A 19,892-nucleotide genomic window follows, 5' to 3' on the forward strand; every position below is an offset into this window, starting at 1 on the left:
GACCGACCATCGCCGGTCCCCGCCGACGCGCGCCTGATCTGCGCTCCCGGCCCCTTTGTGCACCCGACAATGCACACTAGTTTACCGCCATGATTCCTCTCTCCATTCTCGACCTCTCGGTCGTCACCACGGGCACAAGACCCGCCGCGGCGCTGCGCAACAGCATCGATCTGGCGCGGCATGCCGATGGTCTAGGCTATGTCCGCTACTGGCTGGCCGAACATCACAACCTCGCCTCGGTGGCGAGCCCGGCGCCCGATCTGATGATCGGGCAGATCGCGGCGGTGACGAAGAATATCCGGGTCGGCTCCGGTGGCGTGATGCTGCCGAACCATGCGCCGCTGGTCGTGGCCGAACGCTTCAAGATGCTGGAGGCGCTGTTTCCCGGCCGCATCGATCTCGGCCTCGGCCGCGCGCCCGGCACGGATGGCGCCACCGCGCATGCGCTGCGCAGCCGGCTCGACCGCCGCGACGGCGACGATTTTCTGGAGCGGCTGCAGGAACTGATCCTGTGGGAGACCCGCGGCTTTCCGCCCGGCCATCCCTACAACAATGTGGTGGCGATGCCGGACGACAGCCCGTTGCCGCCGATCTGGTTGCTCGGCTCCAGCGACTACTCGTCGGAACTGGCGGCGCAGATCGGGATGGGGTTTGCCTTCGCGCATCATTTCGCGTCGCATGACGCCGTCGACGCCATGACCACCTACCACGACCGCTTCACGCCATCCGGCTGGCGCGCGACGCCGCACGGCATTTTGGCGGTCGCCGTTGTATCAGCCGAAACCGACACCGAAGCCGACAGGCTGGCGTCGTCGATGGACCTCAACCGCCTGCGCCGCGACCGCGGCCAGTATCTGCCGCTGCCATCAGTCGAAGAGGCCCTGGCCTATCCCTACACCGACTCTGAGCGCGCCTCGATCGCCCGCAACCGCTCGCGGCTGTTCGTCGGCAGTCCGGCGACGGTGATGCAGAAACTGCAGCCGATGATTACGGCAAGCAAGGCCGATGAACTGATGATCATCACCGCGGTGTACGACCACGACGCGCGGAAGAAGTCGTACAGTCTGCTGGCGGACGCGTTCGGGCTGGGCAAGCAGGCGGCGGCGTAACTTTCTTACCCTCCCCTGGAGGGGGAGGGTCGACGCGCGTGTAACGCGCGGCGGGGTGGGGTGAAAGTCTCTCGCTTCGGGTAGTGTCGGCGTAGAGAGACCGTCACCCCACCCCGTTTCGCATTTCGCTTTGCTACATGCGAACCGACCCTCCCCCTCCAGGGGAGGGTGAAGAGAGCATCACTCCGCCTTCTCGCTGAACGTCGCCCGGAACGGATGGCCGGGATACACGCCGACGATCCGAAACTCGCGCGAGAAGAATTTCAGCTCCTCCAGCGCGAAGGCCAGCCCCTTGTCTTCGGGGTGGCCGTCGACATCGGCATAAAATTGCGTGGCGAAGAAATTGCCGTCGACCATGTAGCTTTCCAGCTTGGTCATGTTGACGCCGTTGGTGGCAAAGCCGCCCATCGCCTTGTAGAGCGCGGCCGGCAGGTTGCGCACCCGGAACACGAAACTGGTGACCAGCGGCCCCGAGCCCTGCCTGGCCCAGGTCGCTTCGCGCGCCAGTACCACGAAGCGGGTGGTGTTGTGGGTTTCGTCCTCGACGTCCTCGGCCAGGATATCGAGGCCGTAGATGTCGGCCGCGAGTTTTGAGGCGATCGAGGCGCAGGACTTGTCGCCGCGTTCGGCGACGATGCGGGCTGACCCTGCGGTATCGCCGGACACGATCGGCCTGATCTTGAGCTTGCGGATGATGTTGCGGCATTGCCCGAGCGCGTGGACATGGCTCTCCACCGTCTTGATGTCGCCAAGTCTGGCGCCGCGCGGCGCCATCAGTTGGTGATGGATCGGCAGGAAATACTCGCCGACGATGAACAGGCCGGATTGCGGCAACAGATGGTGGATGTCGGCGACCCGGCCGGCCACCGAGTTCTCGATCGGGATCATGCCGAGGTCGGCCTCCCCCGAGGTGATCGCGGCCAGCGCGTCCTCGAAGGTCGGGCAGGGCACCGGCTCGGCGTCGGGATAGGCTTCGGCGATGGCGATGTGGGAATTGGCTCCCGGCTCGCCCTGGAATGCGATTCTCAGCTTCTTTGTCATGAGGCGCCTTGTATCAGCCGTTCAGGCTTTTTCCAGAGCGTTTTCAAGCGAAGTGGAGACCGGTTCGCGTGACGAAAACGCGTCAAAATAAACTGATGAAGCCTCGTTCATTCAGAACGAGGCTTCAGTATGAGGCGGGCGGTTTCGAGGTCCGCCGGGGTGTCGACGCCGCGCGGAACGGTGTCGACGATGCCGATGTCGATCCGCATCCCGGCTTCCAGCGCCCGCAACTGCTCAAGCTTTTCCTGCATTTCCAGCGGCGACGGGGGCAGCGATACAAAGCGCTCCAGCGCCGCCCGGCGATAGGCATAAAGCCCGATATGATGGTAGCGCGGCCCGTCGCCCCAGGGCGCCGTGGCGCGGGTAAAGTAAAGCGCGCGCAGCCTTCCTGCGCTGACGGGCGAGCCGACCGCCTTCACCACATTGGGGTTGGTGGCCTCTTCCTCGGTATGGATCCGGGCGGCCAGCGTCGCGATATCGACCGCGGGATCGTTCAGGGGCGCCAGCACGCTGCGGATGTTGTCGGGCTGGATGGTCGGAAAATCTCCCTGCAGGTTGACGATGATCTGGACCTCGCCCTTGGGGTCGAGCTGGCCGAGCGCCTCAAAGATCCGGTCCGAGCCGGAGGGATGATCGGCGCGTGTCATGACCGCTTCACCGCCATGGGTTGTCACGGCGGCGGCGATCTCGGGCGTATCGGTGGCGACCGCCACGCGGCCGATCCCGGCCGCCTCCGCCCTGCGCAGCACATGGACGATCATCGGCAGGCCGGCGATGTCCAAAAGCGGCTTGCCGGGCAGCCGCGTGGCGGCCATGCGGGCGGGAATCAGCACCAGGGTGCGGGGCTCGGTCACAGGGTTTCGACCCGGCTCACATGATCAGGAATTGGTGGGGATTGGCGGAAAGTCGGGGCGTTTATACGGGTTGCCAGAGCGCGGGCAAACCGATATCTCATCGTCGCTCGGGTGCGGTGCGAAAGCCCGATTCCTGCTGCTCATCCGGCCGTCTCACCGGCCTTACGTCGACATTCCGGCCTGGAGCCTGATCGAAAATGGACTCCTTCGAACTCAATAAAGTCATGGGCGCCCTTCTCGCCACCTGCCTGCTGTTGCTGGTGACGAATTTCACCGCCAACGCGATCTTCACGCCGCAGATGCCGAAAACGCCGGGTTTCGAGATCGCCGTGAAGGAAGCTGCATCAGCCGGCGGCAAGGAAGCCGCGGCGGCGCCGTCCGAGCCGATCGAAAAGCTGCTGCAGACCGCCTCCGCCGAAAAGGGCGCCGGCGCGGCCAAGAAATGCGCGGCCTGCCACACCTTCGAAAAGGGCGGTCCCAACCGCGTGGGGCCGAATCTTTATGGTCTCCTCAACGAGCCGAAGGCCTCTCCGGGGCGCGGGTTCAACTTCTCGGCCGCCATGAAGGCCAAGGGCGGCACCTGGACCTACGACGACCTCAGCAAGTTCATCGCCAATCCCAAGGGCTTCGTCCCCGGCACCGCGATGGGCTTCGCCGGCATCCAGAAGGACAGCGAGCGCGCCGACGTGATCGCCTATCTGCGCACCCTGGCGGAGAAGCCGGCTCCGCTGCCGACGGCGTCGAAGTAGCGTTCCGACGGCCTGCCACGGGCTCCCAAGTCAAAACGGCCAGGCATCGCCTGGCCGTTTTCGTATGTGATTCCTTTGCCGGGCCGTTTTGCTATGATCGCGGCTATTTTATCGGGACCTTTCGCCGCACCGGGCGCGTTATCAGGCTGGTAACATGAGGAAAAAGCAACATAATCGGTCGAAACCTTGCCTTATATTGCGTCCTCAATAGCCCGCGACAGCAATCAGGAAATCATCATTTGACGATTACCCGACGACATCTTCTGCAAGGCAGCGCCTGCGCCGCGCTGGCCCCGGCGCTGGGAATGGCGGTAGGCGTTTCCGCAGCCGGGCCGGCCCAGGCGCAAGCCGCCACCGGCGAGCCGGTCTGGCGCCACGCGCTGTCGCTGTTCGGCGACATCAAATATCCTGAAGGCTTCAAGCGTTTCGACTACGTCAATCCGGATGCGCCCAAGGGCGGCATCGCCCGCCAGATCCTGATCGGGACATTCGACAATTTCAATATCGCGGTTGCCGGCGTCAAAGGCTCGCTCGCTTCCGCCGTCGGGCTCGTCTACGAACAGCTGATGACGTCGTCGCTGGACGAAGTGTCAGCCGAATACGGCGCGCTGGCCGAGGCGGTCAGCCATCCCGAGGATTTTTCCTCCGTCACCTATCGTCTGCGTGCACAGGCGAAATGGCATGACGGCAAGCCGGTGACGGCGGACGATGTGATTTTCTCACTCGATGCGTTCAAGAAGCATCACCCGCAATATTCGGCCTATTACCGCCACGTGGTGAAGGCCGAAAAAATCAGCGATCGCGAGATAAAATTTACCTTCGATGCGCCGGGCAATCGCGAGCTCCCGCAGATCGTGGGTCAGCTCACAATATTGCCGAAGCACTGGTGGGAGGGGACCGACAGCGAAGGCCGCAAGCGCGACATCTCCGCGACCACGCTGGAGAAACCGCTTGGCTCCGGTGCCTATCGCATCAAGGAATTCGTCCCCGGACGATCGATCACGGCGGAGCGGGTGAAGGATCATTGGGGCCGCGATCTCAGCGTCAATATCGGGCGAAACAATTTCGACGAGCTGCGTTACGAGTATTTCCGCGACGCGATCGTGGCGATCGAGGCGTTCAAGGCCGATCAGGTGGACTGGCGCACCGAAAACAGCGCCAAGAACTGGGCCACGGCCTACGATTTTCCGGCGGTGGCGGAAAAGCGCGTGCTGCTGGAGGAGTTTCCAAACCGCAGTTCCGGCATCATGCAGGCGTTCGCGATGAATCTTCGCCGCGACAAGTTCAGGGATGCGCGGGTGCGCCGCGCGCTGAATTACGCGTTCGATTTCGAGGAGATGAACAAGCAGATCTTTTTCGGCCAGTACAAGCGCATCAGCAGCTATTTCGATGGCGCGGAAGAGCTGGCCTCGAGCGGTCTGCCGCAGGGCAGGGAACTGGAAATCCTCGAGACGGTCCGGGCGCAAGTGCCGGCGGAGGTTTTCACGACGGCCTATTCCAATCCGGTCGGCGGAAATCCGGAAGCCGTGCGCGGAAATCTGCGCGAGGCACTGCGCCTGCTCAAGGAAGCCGGTTACGAGGTGCGCGACCGCAAGCTGATCGACAGCAAGACCGGAGCGCCATTCGCCATCGAATTGCTTGGCGCGGATCCCTCGTTCGAGCGGGTCATGCTGTTCTTCAAGCCATCGCTGGAACGTCTCGGCATTGACGTCAGCGTGCGCACCATCGATCCGGCGCAATATGAGAACCGGTTGCGAACCTGGGATTTCGATATCGTCGTAGCGTCGTGGCCGGAATCGCTTTCGCCGGGTAACGAGCAGCGCGAGTTCTGGGGATCGCAGGCCGCCGACATGGCCGGGTCGCGCAACATCCTCGGAATCAAGAATCCCGCGATCGACAAACTGATCGAGCGGCTGATTTTTGCCAAGGGCCGCGACGACCTGATCGCCGCAACCAAGGCGCTCGATCGCGTGCTGCTGTGGAATCATTACGTCGTGCCGCAGTGGACCTATAACAAATCGCGTACCGCGCGGTGGGATCGCTTCGGCCGGCCGGCCGAGCTGCCGAAATATGGCCAGTCGGCATTCCCCTCGATCTGGTGGTATGATTCCGACAAGGCCGCGAAGATCGGCAAACGGTCTTGAGGGACATTCCCCGCATGACGCAATTCGATCGGCGTGACGTGCTGCGGCTCGGTGCCGGCGCCATCGGCGCGGCTTGGCTTCGGCCCGCGCTGGCGAACGATGCCAAGGCGCATGGCCTTTCCGCGTTCGGCGAACTGAAATATCCCGCGGATTTCCACCATTTCGACTACGTCAATGTCGACGCGCCGAAGGGCGGGATGTTCTCGCAGCTGGTCGGCGCGGGCGGATCGACCTTCAATTCGCTCAACGCCTACATCATCAAGGGCGATGTCGCGAACAATATGGGCCTTACTTTCGCATCGCTGATGACGCGGGCGCTGGATGAGCCGGACGCGGTTTACCCGTTGGCGGCGCAGGAGCTGACGGTTTCGGCCGACGGATTGCTCTACCGCTTTCGCCTGCGCCCCGGGATCACGTTTCACGATGGCACGGATATCACCGCGGCCGATGTCGCGTTCTCGCTGACCACGTTGAAGGCCAAGGGGCACCCGGCCTATTCCTCCGTCTTGCGCGAACTCGCCGAAATCGTCGCCGAGGACAAGCAGACCGTGACCTTGCGATTCTCGCCGGCCCGCGGGCTCGATGCGCCGGCGCTGGCGGCATCGATGCCGATCTTCTCGGAAAAATACTACAGCGCAAAACCGTTCGACGAGACCTCGCTGGAGGCGCCGCTCGGCTCGGGTCCCTATCGGGTGGGGCGCTTCGAGCAGGGACGCTACGTCGAGTTCGAGCGGGTCAAGAACTGGTGGGGCGAGAACCTTCCGGTTGCGCGCGGCCAGTATAATTTCGACCTGATCCGCGACGAGTATTACCGCGACCGCGAGGTCGGCCTCGAAGCCTTCATCGGCCGCAATTACCTGTTCCGCGAGGAATTCACCTCCCGGGTCTGGGCGACGCGATACGACTTCCCGGCGCTGCGCGACGGGCGCGTCAAGCGCGAGGTGATTCCCGACGAGCGCCCCTCCGGCGCGCAGGGCTGGCTGCTCAACACCCGCCGCGAAAAATTCGCCGACCGCCGCCTGCGCGAGGCGATGGTGACCGCCTTCGACTTCGAATGGACCAACAAGAACCTGATGTACGGTGCCTATGATCGCACCCATTCGGTGTTCCAGAACTCCGAGATGATGGCGAAGGGCGAGCCGTCGCCGGAGGAGATCGCGTTGCTCGAGCCGTTCCGCGACCGCGTGTTGCCGGAAGTGTTCGGGCCGGCATGGCTTCCGCCTGTCAGCGACGGTTCGGGGCAGGACCGCAAGCTGCTGCGCAGCGCCGGTGATTTGCTCAATGCCGCCGGCTGGACCGTCAAGGACGGCAAGCGGGTCAACGCCAAGGGCGAGCAGCTCACCATCGAGTTCCTGCTGACCGAGCGCTCGTTCGAGCCGCATCACACCACTTTCATCAAGAACCTTCGCGTGCTGGGCATCGACGCCAACATCCGCCTCGTCGACCCGTCGCAGGCCGAAGGGCGGATCAAGGATTTCGATTTCGACATCGCGATCGCGCGTTTCATCTATCCGCAGATTCCCGGCAGCGCCCTGCGAAACTATTTTTCCAGCGAGTTCGCGAAAACCAAGGGTTCCAACAACCTCGCCGGGGTCGCCGATCCCGTCATCGATGCCCTGGTCGAAAAAGCGATTGCGGCGCAAAGCCAGGCGCAGCTCAATACCGCGTGCCGGGCGCTCGACCGCGTGCTGCGCTCCGGCCGGTACTGGATTCCGCACTGGAGCAAGGCGTCCCACTGGATCGCTTATTGGGACCAGTTCGGCTATCCCAAGGTCAAGCCGCGCTACGCGCGCGGCGCGCCGGAGACGTGGTGGTTCGAGGCCAGCAAGGCGGCCAAGATTGAACAGGCGAAATAGCACATGAGCGCCTATATCGCCCGCCGCATCCTGCTGATGATCCCGACCCTGCTCGGAATCCTGTTCGTCTCCTTCATCGTGGTGCAGTTTGCGCCGGGCGGGCCGGTCGAGCGGGTGATCGCCCAGCTTAGCGGCGCCGATACCGGCGCCAGCTCCCGGATCTCGGGTTCGTCGGGCGGCGATTTCGGCGCCCGCACCCAGGTCGGCGCTTCCGCCGACATGACCAACTCCAAATATCGCGGCGCTCAGGGCCTCGATCCCGATTTCATCAAGAGCCTGGAAAAGCAGTTCGGCTTCGACAAGCCGGCGCCGGAGCGTTTTGCGCTGATGGTGTGGAATTTCGCGCGGTTCGATTTCGGCAAGAGCTACTTTCGCGATGTCAGCGTGCTGCAGCTGATCAAGGAGAAATTGCCGGTCTCGATGTCGCTCGGGATCTGGATGACGCTGCTGACCTATCTGATCTCGATCCCGCTCGGTATCCGCAAGGCGGTGCAGGACGGTTCGAAATTCGACACCTGGACCTCGGCGGTGATCATCGTCGGATTTGCCATTCCCGGATTCCTGTTCGCGATCCTGCTCATCATCCTGTTCGCCGGCGGCTCGTTCTTCAACATCTTCCCGCTGCGCGGGCTGACCTCGGACGGCTGGGCGCAGTTTCCCTGGTACTGGAAGATCCTGGATTATTTCTGGCATATCGCGCTGCCGCTGTTCTCGATGGCGCTCGGCGCCTTCGCCACCATGACGCTACTGACCAAGAATTCGTTCCTCGACGAGATCCGCAAGCAGTATGTCATGACCGCGCGCGCCAAGGGCTGCAGCGAGCGGCAGGTGCTCTATAATCACATCTTCCGCAACGCCATGCTGATCGTGATCGCCGGCTTTCCGGGCGCCTTCATCCACGCCTTCTTCTCGGGCTCGCTCTTGATCGAAACCATCTTTTCGCTCGACGGGCTCGGCCTGCTCGGATTCGAGAGCGTGCTGAACCGCGATTATCCCGTGGTGTTCGGCACGCTGTTCATCTTTTCGCTGGTCGGTCTCGTCATCAATCTGGTCTCCGACCTCGCTTATATGTGGATCGATCCCCGAATCGATTTCGAGGCGCGGGAAGTCTGATGACCCTCATTGCGCCGCAGCCGGTCGAAACCTCGATGCAGTCGCCGCTCGGCGAGGTCGCGCCGATGACGCGCCATCGCTTCAGCCCGTCGCCGCTCAACCGCCGCCGCTGGCAGAATTTCAAATCCAACCGCCGGGGCTACTGGTCGTTCTGGATCTTCCTGATCCTGTTCTTCATCTCGCTGTTCGCGGAGCTGATCGCCAACGACCGCCCGTTCCTGATCAAGTTCGACGGCCGCCTGTATTTTCCGGCCTTCATCAGCTATTCCGAGACCACGTTCGGCGGCGATTTCGAAACCGCCGCCGACTACCGCGATCCCTATCTGCAGAAGCTGATCGCGGACAAGGGCGGCACCGTGGTGTGGCCGCTGATCCGCTATTCCTACCATACGCACAATCTCGATCTGCCGACGCCCGCGCCGTCGAAGCCGACCTGGATGCTGACGGAAGCGCAGTGCAAGGAAGTGGTGCAGAAGAAGGGCCTGAAGAGCTGCCGCGATCTCGAATACAACTGGCTCGGCACCGACGATCAGGGCCGCGACGTGGTGGCGCGGTTGATCTACGGCTTCCGCATCTCGGTGCTGTTCGGGCTTTCGCTGACCATCATCTCCTCGATCATCGGCGTCGCCGCCGGTGGCGTGCAGGGCTATTTTGGCGGCTGGGTCGACCTCGGCTTCCAGCGCTTCATCGAAGTCTGGAGCGCGATCCCCTCCCTCTATCTGCTCCTGATCCTGTCCTCGGTGCTGGTGCCCGGTTTCTTCGTGCTGCTCGGAATCCTCCTGCTGTTTTCATGGGTGTCGCTGGTCGGCCTGGTGCGCGCGGAATTTTTGCGCGGCCGCAATTTCGAATACATCATGGCGGCGCGCGCGCTCGGCGTCTCCAATGCCAAGATCATGTTCCGGCATCTGTTGCCGAACGCCATGGTCGCCACCATGACCTTCCTGCCCTTCATCGTGTCGTCGTCGGTGATGACGCTGACCGCGCTCGACTTCCTCGGCTTCGGATTGCCGCCGGGCTCGCCGTCGCTCGGCGAATTGCTGTCGCAGGGCAAGGCCAACGTGCAGGCGCCGTGGCTCGGCTTCACCGGATTTTTCGCGGTCGCCATCATGCTGTCGCTGCTGATCTTCATCGGCGAGGCCGTGCGCGACGCGTTCGATCCGCGCAAGACGTTTCGGTAGGGGCCGCGCATGGACGCCATCAACCAGCCCTTGCTCGATGTCCGCGATCTCTCGGTGGCGTTTCACCAGCCGAGCGGGACCACGATCGCGGTCGACCGGATTTCCTTCGAGATCAAGCGCGGCGAGTGCGTGGCGCTGGTCGGCGAATCCGGCTCCGGCAAATCCGTCAGCGCGTTGTCGATCCTGAAGCTGCTGCCGTATCCGACCGCCTCGCATCCGTCGGGTAGCATTCATTTCAAGGGCCGCGAACTCATCAATCTGCCGGAAGACGAGATTCGCGGCATTCGCGGCAACGACATCTCGATCATCTTCCAGGAGCCGATGACCTCGCTCAACCCGCTGCACACGATCGAGTCGCAGATCGGCGAGATCCTGCAGCTGCACAGCGGCATCAGCGGCGCCAAAGCGCGGGCGCGTACGCTGGAATTGCTGACCCAGGTCGGCATTCCCGAGCCAGAAACCCGCCTCGCCAGCTATCCGCATCAATTGTCCGGCGGCCAGCGCCAGCGCGTCATGATCGCGATGGCGCTCGCCAACGAGCCTGACCTTCTGATCGCGGACGAGCCGACCACGGCGCTCGACGTCACCGTGCAGGCGCAGATCCTGGCGCTGCTGGCGGAGATCCGCGCGCGGCTCGGCATGAGCCTGTTGTTCATCACCCATGATCTCGGCATTGTCAGGCGCATCGCCGACGTGGTCTGCGTCATGAAAAGCGGAGAGATCGTCGAGCAGGGGCCGGTGGAGCAGGTCTTCACCGCGCCGAAGCATCCCTACACCAGGGCCTTGCTGGCGGCCGAGCCGAAGGTCGACCCGGCGCCGCCGCGGCCGGAAAATCCGGTGGTGATGTCGACCGATGATCTGAAAGTCTGGTTTCCGATCAAGCGCGGCCTGCTGCGCAAGACGGTCGGCCACATCAAGGCGGTCGACGGCGTCAGCATCGCCGTGCGCAAGGGCGAGACGCTCGGCGTGGTCGGCGAATCCGGCTCCGGCAAGACCACGCTGGGCCTGGCGCTGTTGCGGCTGATTTCTTCCGACGGCCCGATCGTGTTTCTCGGCAGCAATATTCAGGGCCTGCGCTTCAAGGAAATGCGGCCACACCGCCGCGACATGCAGATCGTGTTTCAGGACCCGTTCGGCGCGCTGAGCCCGCGCATGTCGGTCGGCGACATCGTCGCCGAAGGCCTCAGCGTGCACCAGCCCCAGCTTTCCTACGAGCAGCGCGAGGAACGCGTGATCAGGGCGCTGAAGGACGTCGGCATGGATCCGGCCACGCGCTTCCGCTATCCGCATGAATTCTCCGGCGGCCAGCGCCAGCGCATCAGCATTGCCCGCGCGGCGGTGCTGGAGCCGAATTTCGTGGTGCTGGACGAGCCGACCAGCGCGCTCGACATGCTGTTCCAGGCGCAGATGGTCGACCTGTTGCGCGAACTGCAGCGCAAGCGCGACCTCACCTACATGTTCATCTCGCACGATTTGCGCGTGGTCGCATCGCTCGCCAGCCACCTGATCGTGATGCGCCACGGCAAGGTGGTGGAGGAGGGCCCGGCCTCGGAGCTGTTCAAAAATCCGAAGTCCGACTACACCCGCGCCTTGTTCGCCGCCGCGTTCCGGCTCGAAGCTCAGCCGGGCGGGGCGGCTGCGACCTGATGTAATCCGGCGCTTGAGTCGGCGATGTCCGACCGCATCGATACGCTGCTACTTCCAATCCAGCAGCGGGGTCCCGAATGCCCTTTTCCAGACAGTCAGGAAACGAGGAAACCAGGAGTGAGCGACAGCTCCCCGATAGGCCCACGTACGATATTTGAGGCCCTTATCCGTCAGAAGCTCCTGATATCCGCCATGCAATTCGGTTGCGGCACGAATGTCGCTCAAGATATCTCGAGCGCAGGATCCGTATCTATCGGTTCCTGAAAACTCGTCGTAATCCAGCATGCGGTCAGCGAATTCGACATTAAACGTCGGCCAGGAAGAGCGTCCCTGGTAGGATGGGGACGCGATCTTGTGGAGCATCTTTCTGCGCGGATTATTCGTGGAAACCAGGAAGTGAAACGTATTTGGCACGCGAAACCGCGGTTCCGCGATGATCAGATCTGTCGTGGCTGCGAACAACGCGCGTTCGCTCCCGTCTCTTAAGTCCCAAAATCCCAGCTGCACATTGACGAAGTCGAGGGCGATGGAAGACGCGGGCGGTTCGTTATCGCAATCCAGGGAATGACTGATATAGCCATGCTTGCCGAACAAGCGGAGAAGTTGCGCTTTGTAACATGATAGTTCGCGCCCGAGCAGTTGCTCCAGCTCGCTGATGCCGATGACCCCGAGTTCCATGGCGCGCAGGAAAGTCGCGTAGACGCATGCATTGGTGACGAAACGCCTGCGTTCGGCGCGGGTATCTGTCGCCGCTGAGCGAGGTGCGGCTGCGTCACAAAGCAAATAGCCGGTCCCGCCATCATCGAACGGTTCCAGCGAACTTGCGAGTTGGATGATCGCGTTCTTCAGATCCTCGCGATACTCGATCAGCAACAAGCGGCCCGCATGGGCGCCTTGGGACAATCCCAGATACGACGCTGACGCTCTTTGGTCAGCGCATATGATTTGCTCCAGACCTGCGAGGATGCCCAACAGCGTATCTGAAGGTCGTGAAAAGTAGTTGACACCGATATACCGATTGGGGCCCGCCGGGATGATGGTGGTCGTGACAACGCCGGAGCGAACGGCCTCCAGCATAAGCCGGACACTTCTTTCGAGCAAACGAACCCTGCGAATGGCATCCTCTGAATCCATGATGGTGTCGGGATCGAGAACGTCGGGATAAAACCAGGCAAAGTCCCGCGGATAGTATGCCGATGCGTGCGGCGCTCCCGTGACAAGAAAGGATTCCGTCGCGGAAAATGCGCTGTTCATCGCGTCCGTGTACAGTTCATCGATTCCTGAAGATGAGCGATGCGCCTTTCTCAGGAAACGATCACCGAGAAAATTCGCGGCCTGAATCCCGTTGGCAACGCAGGTGGCAACCAGACCTTGGTAAAACCGGTACTCGCTGTTTAACGAAATAGGGCTCTTCATATCCATGAATGAACAAATGTCCTGCGGCATGGGCGATCACTATTGGGTACCCTAAACATCGTTGATTCGTCTCTGTCAAATGACTGAGATGCCTTCTCCTGGCGCGTTTGGGACATGCTGTGAGGCTCTGACGATGCCTGCTGGCCGGCGAGGGCGACCAGACAAGTGAGTGGAACGAACCAGCTCGGCCTATCTAATTCTCCTGCAGGGCCGCGGAAGTGGCCGGCACACAGCCAAGTGACGCGATTGGCACATCGCGTCAGTTAGTGCGGTGAGGCGATATGTCCGGCGTTGGGAGTGGAACGGACTCGTGACCGAATGTTTCGATTCGGCTCTCCAACCCCATTTACGTCAGCCGCTTGATCGCCAGAACCTCGCTCCCCGCGGCCTTGATGCGCGCGATGGCGTCGCGGGTGTTTTCGATCACGGTGGCCATGTGATGCGCGTTGGCGTGCACGATGGTCTCGGCGTCGCGCGCGATCGCGACGTGGCCGCTCCAGAAGATCAGGTCGCCGCGCTGCAATGGGCTGGATTCCGCCAGTCCGATCAAGTGGCCGAGGCCGTCGCGCTGCATGTCGCTATCGCGCGGGCAGCCGGTGCCGGCGGCGTTCAACGATACCTGCACGAGGCCCGAGCAATCGATGCCAAGACTGCTCTTGCCGCCCCACAGATAGGGCGTGCCGACGAAACGTTCGGCCACCGCGACGAAATCCACCGCCATCTCGTCGAGGCCGCCGACATGCTGCCGCGGCAGGTACCAGTTCTGACGCGTCACGGCGAAGGCGCCTTGCTCGCGCACCACCGCCAGCGTCGTTCCCATTACCAGCGTATCGACGGGCGGCAGTTTGATCGATGGGCCGGGGAAGGCAAACGTCCGGATGGCCGTGACCTTGTGCGTCGCCGCAGCACCGGGTTTTGCCAGCGCGCGGTCAGGCAGCCAGCCGACATAGCCGTCGCCGTTGAGCTGGCCCCACGCAAAGCCTTCGCCATTGCGGTCATAGACCGTGACGCGCTCGCCCAGAAACGCCTGCGTCGCGAGTTCGGCATCGGACGACGGGCCGCTGCGCAGCGGCGCGATCGCTTCAGATATCTCGAACTTCTCGCCGGCGACGAAGCGCGCCGCCTTGACCGTGCCTTCGAGATATTTCGCGGCGAGGTCGCCGCGTGCCGGCGTCAGGCGGGGGTCATGCATAGCGTTCGCCCAATAATTTATAGATCGCGCGGGCGGCCTGGCATTCGCCGCCCTCGGGGCGCGCCGGTTTGGCGGATGGCGTCCAGCCGTAGATATCGACATGCAGCCAACGCGTGGTGTCCTCGACGAAACGCTGCAGGAACAGCGCGCAGGTGATCGAGCCCGCAAACGTGCCTGATGGCGCGTTGTTGAGATTGGCGACCTTGGAATCGAGCCAGGAATCGTACGCCGGCCACAGCGGCAATCGCCACAACGGATCGTTCTCCGCTTTCGCGTGGGCCGCGACGTCGAGCGCCAGCGTCTCATCATTGGTGTAAAACGGCGGCAAATCCGGCCCCAGCGCCACCCGCGCGGCACCCGTCAGGGTGCCCATGTCGATCAGCAGATCCGGCTTTTCCTCGCAGGCCAGCGCCAGCGCGTCGGCCAACACCAGCCGGCCCTCGGCGTCGGTGTTGCCGATCTCCACGGTGAGGCCCTTGCGCGATGTGAAGATATCGAGCGGCCGGAAGGCGTTGCCGGCAACCGCGTTCTCGACCGCCGGGATCAGGACCCTTAAGCGCACCTTCAGCTTAGCATCCATCACCATCTGCGCCAGCGCCAGCACATTGGCGGCGCCGCCCATGTCCTTCTTCATGATCAGCATGCCGCTGGACGGTTTGAGGTCGAGCCCGCCGGTGTCGAAACAGACGCCCTTGCCGACCAGCGTCACCTTGGGATGCCCAGGGTCGCCCCAGGTAAAATCGATCAGCCGCGGCGCCCGCGACGATGCCATTCCCACCGCGTGAATCAGCGGAAAGTTCTGGCGCGTCAGCTCGTCGCCGACGATGGCGCTGAAGTCGGCGCCGAAGCGCTTGGCCAGTTTGGCTGCGGCCAGCGCCAGTTCTTCCGGCCCCATGTCGTTCGACGGCGTATTGATGAGGTCGCGGGCGAGGGTCGCCGCCTCGGCCATTCGCGCGATGTCGGCGATGTCGACGCCCTCGGGCGGCACCAGCCGGACATTGGGTAGATCGTTCTTGCGGTAGCGGCTGAAGCGGTAGCTGCCGAGCGCGAACGCCAGCGCGGCGAGGCGCGCATCATGCGGCGCATTGGCAAACCGGTAGACGCCCGGCGGCAGCAGGCCGGGCAGGGCGCCGGGGCGGAACAGGTCGCGGGACTTGCTGGTTTCATCCTCGAGCCCGAACAGCACCTGCGCGATGTGACCATCCGCCGACGGCAGCGTCAGGCAGGCCCCGGGCTTGGCGGCAAACCCATTGGCCAGCGCGAACTGCCTGTTCTCGGCGGCGAGGCCGGCGCGGATCGCATCCCATGTCGCCTTGGTCGCAAAGGTGATGGGAATGGCTGACGGGACAGGCGCGGTTTCGAACACGGAGGGCATGCGTTTCTCGGTTTCCATTGGCAACGGGGCAGGGCGAGGCGGGTATGGCCCCAATTAACCAGACATTAGGGTTAACGGTCTATTGCTGGCGTGTCCGGCTCGGTCGATTAGCCCGATATCGCGAGTTCATGTGCCATGCGTCAGTCCTCCAGCCTTGCCCGGTTTCTTGCATCCGCGGCCGTGACGGCGATCTTGGCCGCGAGCCTTGGCGGCTGCAAGACCATGTCCGACATCACGGGCTCGATCGGCATGAAGGCCGAAGCCAGTCCCAATCCCGGTTCCGGCGCCGAGGCCGATCCGCGCCGCGCCGTCGAAGTCTACGGCGAACGCTATCGCGCCAATCCAAAAGATGCCGACGCCGCGCTGCGCTATGGCCAGGCGCTCCGCGCCACCGGACAGCGCGCCCAGGCGGTTGCGGTGTTCGAGCAGGCCACGATTGCCCATACCGGCAACAAGGCGCTGCTCGCCGGCTACGGCCGCGCGCTCGCCGACAACGGCAATTCCCAGCGGGCGTTCGACGTGCTCTCCCGCGCCCATTCACCCGATAATCCGGACTGGCGCATTCTGTCGGTGCAGGGAACCGCGCTCGATCAGCTCGGCCGCCATGACGACGCCCGCCGCTATTATGCCGGCGCTCTCGCGATCGTGCCCGAGGAGCCGTCGGTGCTGTCCAATCTCGGCCTGTCCTACGTTCTGTCGAAGGATCTGCCGAAAGCGGAAGAGATCCTTCGCCGGGCCTATGGCAGCGCGCGCGCCGATGCGCGGGTGCGGCAGAATCTGGGCCTCGTGGTCGGCCTGCAGGGTCGCTTCAGTGAGGCTGAAAGCATCGTCAAGGCCGACCTGCCGGCCGAGGAAGCGGCCGCCAATGTCGCCTATCTGAAGCAGATGCTGGCCCGCAAGGACTCGCGCGGCCCGGTGCCGGTGGCGGCGCTCAACCGGCCGAACTGACTCTCTCGCAACCGCCCAGCTTGTCCTCCTCCGCGAAAGCGGGGGACCCAGTATCCCAGAGACGTTGAGAGTAAACCGAGACGCCGCGGCGTACTGGATCGTCCGGTCAAGCCGGACGACGACGACTATTGATGGTTCTTGGATACCATCGGCTTACTGTGCATGGGGTTGTTTTCGATATTTTTGGTTTGGGGCCGCCGGCGTACCGGCTCGCCCGTCGCGAAGCTGCAACTCACTGCATCGCGGCGACCTTGATGCCGGTCGGCCCGAGGATGACCACGAACAGCACCGGCAGGAAGAACAGGATCATCGGGACCGTCAGTTTCGGCGGCAGCGCGGCGGCCTTCTTCTCGGCCTCCATCATGCGCATGTCGCGGTTTTCCTGGGCCATCACGCGCAGGCTGGTGCCGAGCGGGGTGCCGTAACGTTCCGACTGCATCAGCGCCAGGCAGACCGACTTCACGCCCTCCAGCCCGGTGCGCTTCGCCAGATTTTCATAGGCTACCTTGCGGTCCTGCAAATAGGACAGCTCGGCCGTGGTCAGCGTGAACTCCTCCGACAGCGCCACCGACTGGCTCACGATCTCGGTGGCAACCTTGCGGAAGGCGACTTCGATCGACATGCCCGACTCGATGCAGATCAGGAGCAGATCGAGCGCATCGGGAAACGCGCGCTTGATCGAGAGCTGGCGCTTGGAGATGGCGTTCTTCAGGAACAGCATCGGCGCCTGCAGGCCGAGATAGGCCGCAGCGATGCACATCCCGATCTTCACCGGCGTCGATTGTTGCATCTGCGAAATCACGAAGACATACAGCACCGCGCCGACGAACATCAGGATCGGCGTCACCAGGCGGAAGAACAGGAAGGTGATGTAGGGCGCCTGGCCGCGATAGCCGGCCATGGTCAGTTTTTCGCGCGCGGCTTCCTGCGCCAGCCATTTCGTCAGGTTGAAGTCTTCCACCACCCGGGAGACCAGCTGTTTCGGCGTCGCGCGCAGCGATACTTTTTCGGTCTTGGTGAGCCGGTCGCGCTCGCGCTGCCGGATCCGCTCGCGCTCGCTGGCAACCGCCTTCATGCGCTTGGAGAGGCCCTCACCCGCGAACAGCGGCATGATCAGCGTGTAGGCGGTCGCGCTCGCGGCGATCGCGGCGAGCAGCATGGTCATGAACCGTGCGTCGTGGAGCTTTGTGACCAGGAAATCAATCATACTGCACCGTCAGAAGTCGAAGTTGATCATTCTCTTCATCACGAAGATGCCCATGGACATCCAGATCACGCAGCCGACCAGCATCAGCTGGCCGGTCGGATGGGTCCACAGCAACGAGATGTATTCGGGGGTCGAGAGGTAGACCAGCAGCATGACGATCGGCGGCAGCGAGCCGATGATGCCGGCGGACGCCTTGGCTTCCATCGACATGGCCTGGATCTTCTCGGCCATCCTCTTGCGGTCGCGCAGCACCTTCGACAGGTTGCCGAGCGCTTCCGACAGATTGCCGCCGGACTTTTGCTGGATCGCGATCACGATCCCGAAGAAGTTCGCCTCCGGCACCGGCATCCGCTCGTACAGGCGCACGCAGGCATCGCCGAGCGGCATGCCGATCGCCTGCGTCTCGATGATGGCCAGGAATTCACCCCGGAGCGGTTCGGGCGCGTCCGCGGCGACCACCTTGATTGATTCGAACAACGGCAGGCCGGCCTTGATGCCGCGCACGATGACGTCGACGGCATCCGGCAGCGCCTTGAGGAATGCCTTCTCGCGGCGTTTCTTGAGATAGCCCAGGGTCCAGCGCGGCAGGCCGAAGCCGGCGGCAAACGCAAGGCCCAGCGCGCCGAGCAGTCCGCGCATGCCGCCTTCGGCGTTGACGAAAACGTCGTAGGTTGCGATCGGCTTTCCGGTGTTGTCCAACGCCACGATGCTGGCGCGGCCTTCGGTGGCGGAGGTGACGAAGATCTGCTGCGCGGAGCGCACGCTCGCATTCGCAATCGTCGGTTCGCTCGAGCGGACGCTGGAAACGTTGCGGCGCAGATCGATCACCAGCGACCTTCCGAGACCGAGTTCGACGGTACTGCCGGGCGACGCTGGATCGACCATGACCGGAGCTGTCCCGGAACTGTCCGCAGGCTTGAGCGACGGCATGAACACCACGGCGAACGTCACCAATCCCAGAGCGGCCGAGATCGTCACGAATTTCCTGGGCGTCCAGTCCAGCCCGGCCTGGGTGAGGCGGACGCTGAGCGAAACCTTCTTGTCCTTCTGGCGGCGGGCGTCGAGATCCTTCAGCGACCCTTCGACCTGCTCGCGGCGCGAGCGCTGCGCCTTGTCGACGTTGCGGGCGACCGGCTCCGGGCTGGCGACGGAAGCGCGGCGATTTTCGGCCTTTCGCTGTCCCGATAGCAGCGGATACAGAAACACCCATGCCACGCCGCCGATGGCGGTGAAGGCGAGAAAGGCCAGTGCGAGCGCTTGAATGTTCATGGCCCGCTCCCTCAGACTTCCACGACGACTTCGGCGGCGTCGAGCGCTGCCGCCAGCCGCTTCTCTTCACCGTAATATCGCGCGCGATCCCAGAAGCGGGGCCGCCCGATACCGGTGGAGCGGTGCCGGCCGATGATGTGGCCGTTGGCATCCTCGCCGACCATGTCGTAGATGAACAGATCCTGGGTGATGATGGTGTCGCCTTCCATGCCCATCACCTCGGTGATGTGGGTGAAGCGGCGCGAGCCGTCGCGCAGGCGCGCGGCCTGGATCACCACGTCGATCGAGGCGCAGATCATCTCGCGGATGGTCCGCGACGGCAGCGAAAATCCGCCCATCGTGATCATGGATTCGCAGCGGGACAGCGCTTCACGCGGATTGTTGGCGTGCAGCGTTCCCATCGATCCGTCGTGACCGGTGTTCATGGCCTGCAGCAGATCGAAAGCTTCGGGTCCGCGGACTTCGCCGACGATGATGCGTTCGGGCCGCATACGCAGGCAGTTGCGCACCAGTTCGCGCATCGTGACCTGGCCTTCGCCCTCGATGTTGGGCGGCCGGGTTTCCAGCCGCACCACATGCGGCTGCTGCAGCTGAAGTTCGGCGGCGTCTTCGCAGGTGATGATGCGCTCGTCGTCGTCGATGAACTGGGTGAGGCAGTTGAGCAGGGTGGTCTTGCCGGAGCCGGTGCCGCCCGACACCAGGCAGTTGACGCGGGCACGCCCGATGATGCGCAGGATTTCGGCGCCCTGTTCGGTGATGGTACCGAACTTGACCAGCTGGTCGAGCGTCAGCTT

The 19,892-nt window shown here is 63.4% G+C and carries 16 protein-coding genes; 8 read left to right on the forward strand and 8 right to left on the reverse strand.

Going from position 1 to position 19,892, the window contains the following annotated elements; genetic code table 11:
• Positions 1-89: 89 nt before the first annotated feature.
• Positions 90-1,109, forward strand: a complete 1,020-nt coding sequence (locus Q7T45_RS00670; RefSeq protein WP_304866087.1) for an LLM class flavin-dependent oxidoreductase — start codon at positions 90-92, stop codon at positions 1,107-1,109.
• A gap of 180 nt (positions 1,110-1,289) precedes the next feature.
• Here the strand turns inward: Q7T45_RS00670 and Q7T45_RS00675 are convergent, their stop codons facing one another.
• A complete protein-coding gene (locus Q7T45_RS00675) occupies positions 1,290-2,150 on the reverse strand; it encodes a prephenate dehydratase (protein ID WP_304866090.1) in 861 nt (286 codons plus the stop codon).
• Between the two features lie 107 nt (positions 2,151-2,257).
• Entirely contained in the window at positions 2,258-3,004 is a 747-nt protein-coding gene (locus Q7T45_RS00680) for a 3-deoxy-manno-octulosonate cytidylyltransferase (protein WP_304866093.1), read from the reverse strand.
• Between the two features lie 197 nt (positions 3,005-3,201).
• Here Q7T45_RS00680 and Q7T45_RS00685 point away from each other — a divergent pair, with 197 nt between their 5' ends.
• The 6 genes from Q7T45_RS00685 to Q7T45_RS00710 all read left to right on the forward strand — a co-directional run bounded on the left by Q7T45_RS00685 (position 3,202) and on the right by Q7T45_RS00710 (position 11,691).
• Positions 3,202-3,753, forward strand: coding sequence for a cytochrome c family protein (locus Q7T45_RS00685; protein WP_304866096.1), 552 nt, complete (start codon positions 3,202-3,204; stop codon positions 3,751-3,753).
• Between the two features lie 239 nt (positions 3,754-3,992).
• Positions 3,993-5,897 carry an extracellular solute-binding protein gene (locus Q7T45_RS00690; protein WP_304866099.1) on the forward strand — a complete coding sequence of 635 codons (1,905 nt, stop codon included), beginning with the start codon at positions 3,993-3,995 and terminating at the stop codon, positions 5,895-5,897.
• Positions 5,898-5,911: 14 nt separating this feature from the next.
• Positions 5,912-7,753: an extracellular solute-binding protein gene (locus tag Q7T45_RS00695; protein ID WP_304866102.1), complete on the forward strand. Its 1,842-nt coding sequence runs from the start codon at positions 5,912-5,914 to the stop codon at positions 7,751-7,753.
• A gap of 3 nt (positions 7,754-7,756) precedes the next feature.
• The gene (locus tag Q7T45_RS00700; protein WP_304866104.1) at positions 7,757-8,866 is read left to right on the forward strand and encodes a microcin C ABC transporter permease YejB; all 1,110 of its coding nucleotides are present in this window, start codon (positions 7,757-7,759) and stop codon (positions 8,864-8,866) included.
• Complete coding sequence (locus Q7T45_RS00705; protein WP_304866107.1) at positions 8,866-10,044, forward strand: ABC transporter permease; 1,179 nt, start codon at positions 8,866-8,868, stop codon at positions 10,042-10,044. Before Q7T45_RS00700 ends, Q7T45_RS00705 begins: the two co-directional genes overlap by 1 nt.
• 9 nt (positions 10,045-10,053) lie before the next feature.
• Positions 10,054-11,691 carry an ABC transporter ATP-binding protein gene (locus Q7T45_RS00710; protein ID WP_304866110.1) on the forward strand — a complete coding sequence of 546 codons (1,638 nt, stop codon included), beginning with the start codon at positions 10,054-10,056 and terminating at the stop codon, positions 11,689-11,691.
• 48 nt (positions 11,692-11,739) lie between these two features.
• On the opposite strand, the gene Q7T45_RS00715 is transcribed toward Q7T45_RS00710, so the two are convergent.
• The 3 genes from Q7T45_RS00715 to Q7T45_RS00725 all read right to left on the reverse strand — a co-directional run bounded on the left by Q7T45_RS00715 (position 11,740) and on the right by Q7T45_RS00725 (position 15,674).
• The gene (locus Q7T45_RS00715) at positions 11,740-13,107 is read right to left on the reverse strand and encodes a hypothetical protein (RefSeq protein WP_304866136.1); all 1,368 of its coding nucleotides are present in this window, start codon (positions 13,105-13,107) and stop codon (positions 11,740-11,742) included.
• A gap of 346 nt (positions 13,108-13,453) precedes the next feature.
• A complete protein-coding gene (locus tag Q7T45_RS00720; RefSeq protein ID WP_304866113.1) occupies positions 13,454-14,299 on the reverse strand; it encodes an NlpC/P60 family protein in 846 nt (281 codons plus the stop codon).
• Complete coding sequence (locus tag Q7T45_RS00725; protein ID WP_304866116.1) at positions 14,292-15,674, reverse strand: M17 family metallopeptidase; 1,383 nt, start codon at positions 15,672-15,674, stop codon at positions 14,292-14,294. Before Q7T45_RS00725 ends, Q7T45_RS00720 begins: the two co-directional genes overlap by 8 nt.
• A gap of 135 nt (positions 15,675-15,809) precedes the next feature.
• Here Q7T45_RS00725 and Q7T45_RS00730 point away from each other — a divergent pair, with 135 nt between their 5' ends.
• Positions 15,810-16,622 carry a tetratricopeptide repeat protein gene (locus tag Q7T45_RS00730; protein WP_304866120.1) on the forward strand — a complete coding sequence of 271 codons (813 nt, stop codon included), beginning with the start codon at positions 15,810-15,812 and terminating at the stop codon, positions 16,620-16,622.
• Between the two features lie 232 nt (positions 16,623-16,854).
• Here Q7T45_RS00730 and Q7T45_RS00735 read toward each other — a convergent pair whose 3' ends face one another.
• From Q7T45_RS00735 to Q7T45_RS00745, 3 genes are all read right to left on the reverse strand, one after another.
• A complete protein-coding gene (locus Q7T45_RS00735; RefSeq protein ID WP_304866123.1) occupies positions 16,855-17,829 on the reverse strand; it encodes a type II secretion system F family protein in 975 nt (324 codons plus the stop codon).
• A 9-nt stretch (positions 17,830-17,838) separates the two neighbouring features.
• Positions 17,839-19,098, reverse strand: coding sequence for a type II secretion system F family protein (locus Q7T45_RS00740; protein WP_304866126.1), 1,260 nt, complete (start codon positions 19,096-19,098; stop codon positions 17,839-17,841).
• An 11-nt stretch (positions 19,099-19,109) separates the two neighbouring features.
• On the reverse strand, positions 19,110-19,892 hold a 783-nt coding region (locus tag Q7T45_RS00745; RefSeq protein WP_304866129.1), incomplete at its 5' end, for a CpaF family protein.

Origin of the sequence: Bradyrhizobium sp. (assembly GCF_030646015.1) — a bacterium.
In the GTDB taxonomy this organism is placed as follows: domain Bacteria; phylum Pseudomonadota; class Alphaproteobacteria; order Rhizobiales; family Xanthobacteraceae; genus Bradyrhizobium.

Coding starts and splice junctions, on each gene's coding strand:
- Q7T45_RS00670 (WP_304866087.1), top strand. CDS start 90: ATGATTCCTCTCTCCATTCTCGACCTCTCGGTCGTCACCACGGGCACA.
- Q7T45_RS00675 (WP_304866090.1), bottom strand. CDS start 2,150: ATGACAAAGAAGCTGAGAATCGCATTCCAGGGCGAGCCGGGAGCCAAT.
- Q7T45_RS00685 (WP_304866096.1), top strand. CDS start 3,202: ATGGACTCCTTCGAACTCAATAAAGTCATGGGCGCCCTTCTCGCCACC.
- Q7T45_RS00695 (WP_304866102.1), top strand. CDS start 5,912: ATGACGCAATTCGATCGGCGTGACGTGCTGCGGCTCGGTGCCGGCGCC.
- Q7T45_RS00700 (WP_304866104.1), top strand. CDS start 7,757: ATGAGCGCCTATATCGCCCGCCGCATCCTGCTGATGATCCCGACCCTG.
- Q7T45_RS00705 (WP_304866107.1), top strand. CDS start 8,866: ATGACCCTCATTGCGCCGCAGCCGGTCGAAACCTCGATGCAGTCGCCG.
- Q7T45_RS00710 (WP_304866110.1), top strand. CDS start 10,054: ATGGACGCCATCAACCAGCCCTTGCTCGATGTCCGCGATCTCTCGGTG.
- Q7T45_RS00715 (WP_304866136.1), bottom strand. CDS start 13,107: ATGAAGAGCCCTATTTCGTTAAACAGCGAGTACCGGTTTTACCAAGGT.
- Q7T45_RS00720 (WP_304866113.1), bottom strand. CDS start 14,299: ATGCATGACCCCCGCCTGACGCCGGCACGCGGCGACCTCGCCGCGAAA.
- Q7T45_RS00725 (WP_304866116.1), bottom strand. CDS start 15,674: ATGCCCTCCGTGTTCGAAACCGCGCCTGTCCCGTCAGCCATTCCCATC.
- Q7T45_RS00730 (WP_304866120.1), top strand. CDS start 15,810: ATGCGTCAGTCCTCCAGCCTTGCCCGGTTTCTTGCATCCGCGGCCGTG.
- Q7T45_RS00735 (WP_304866123.1), bottom strand. CDS start 17,829: ATGATTGATTTCCTGGTCACAAAGCTCCACGACGCACGGTTCATGACC.
- Q7T45_RS00740 (WP_304866126.1), bottom strand. CDS start 19,098: ATGAACATTCAAGCGCTCGCACTGGCCTTTCTCGCCTTCACCGCCATC.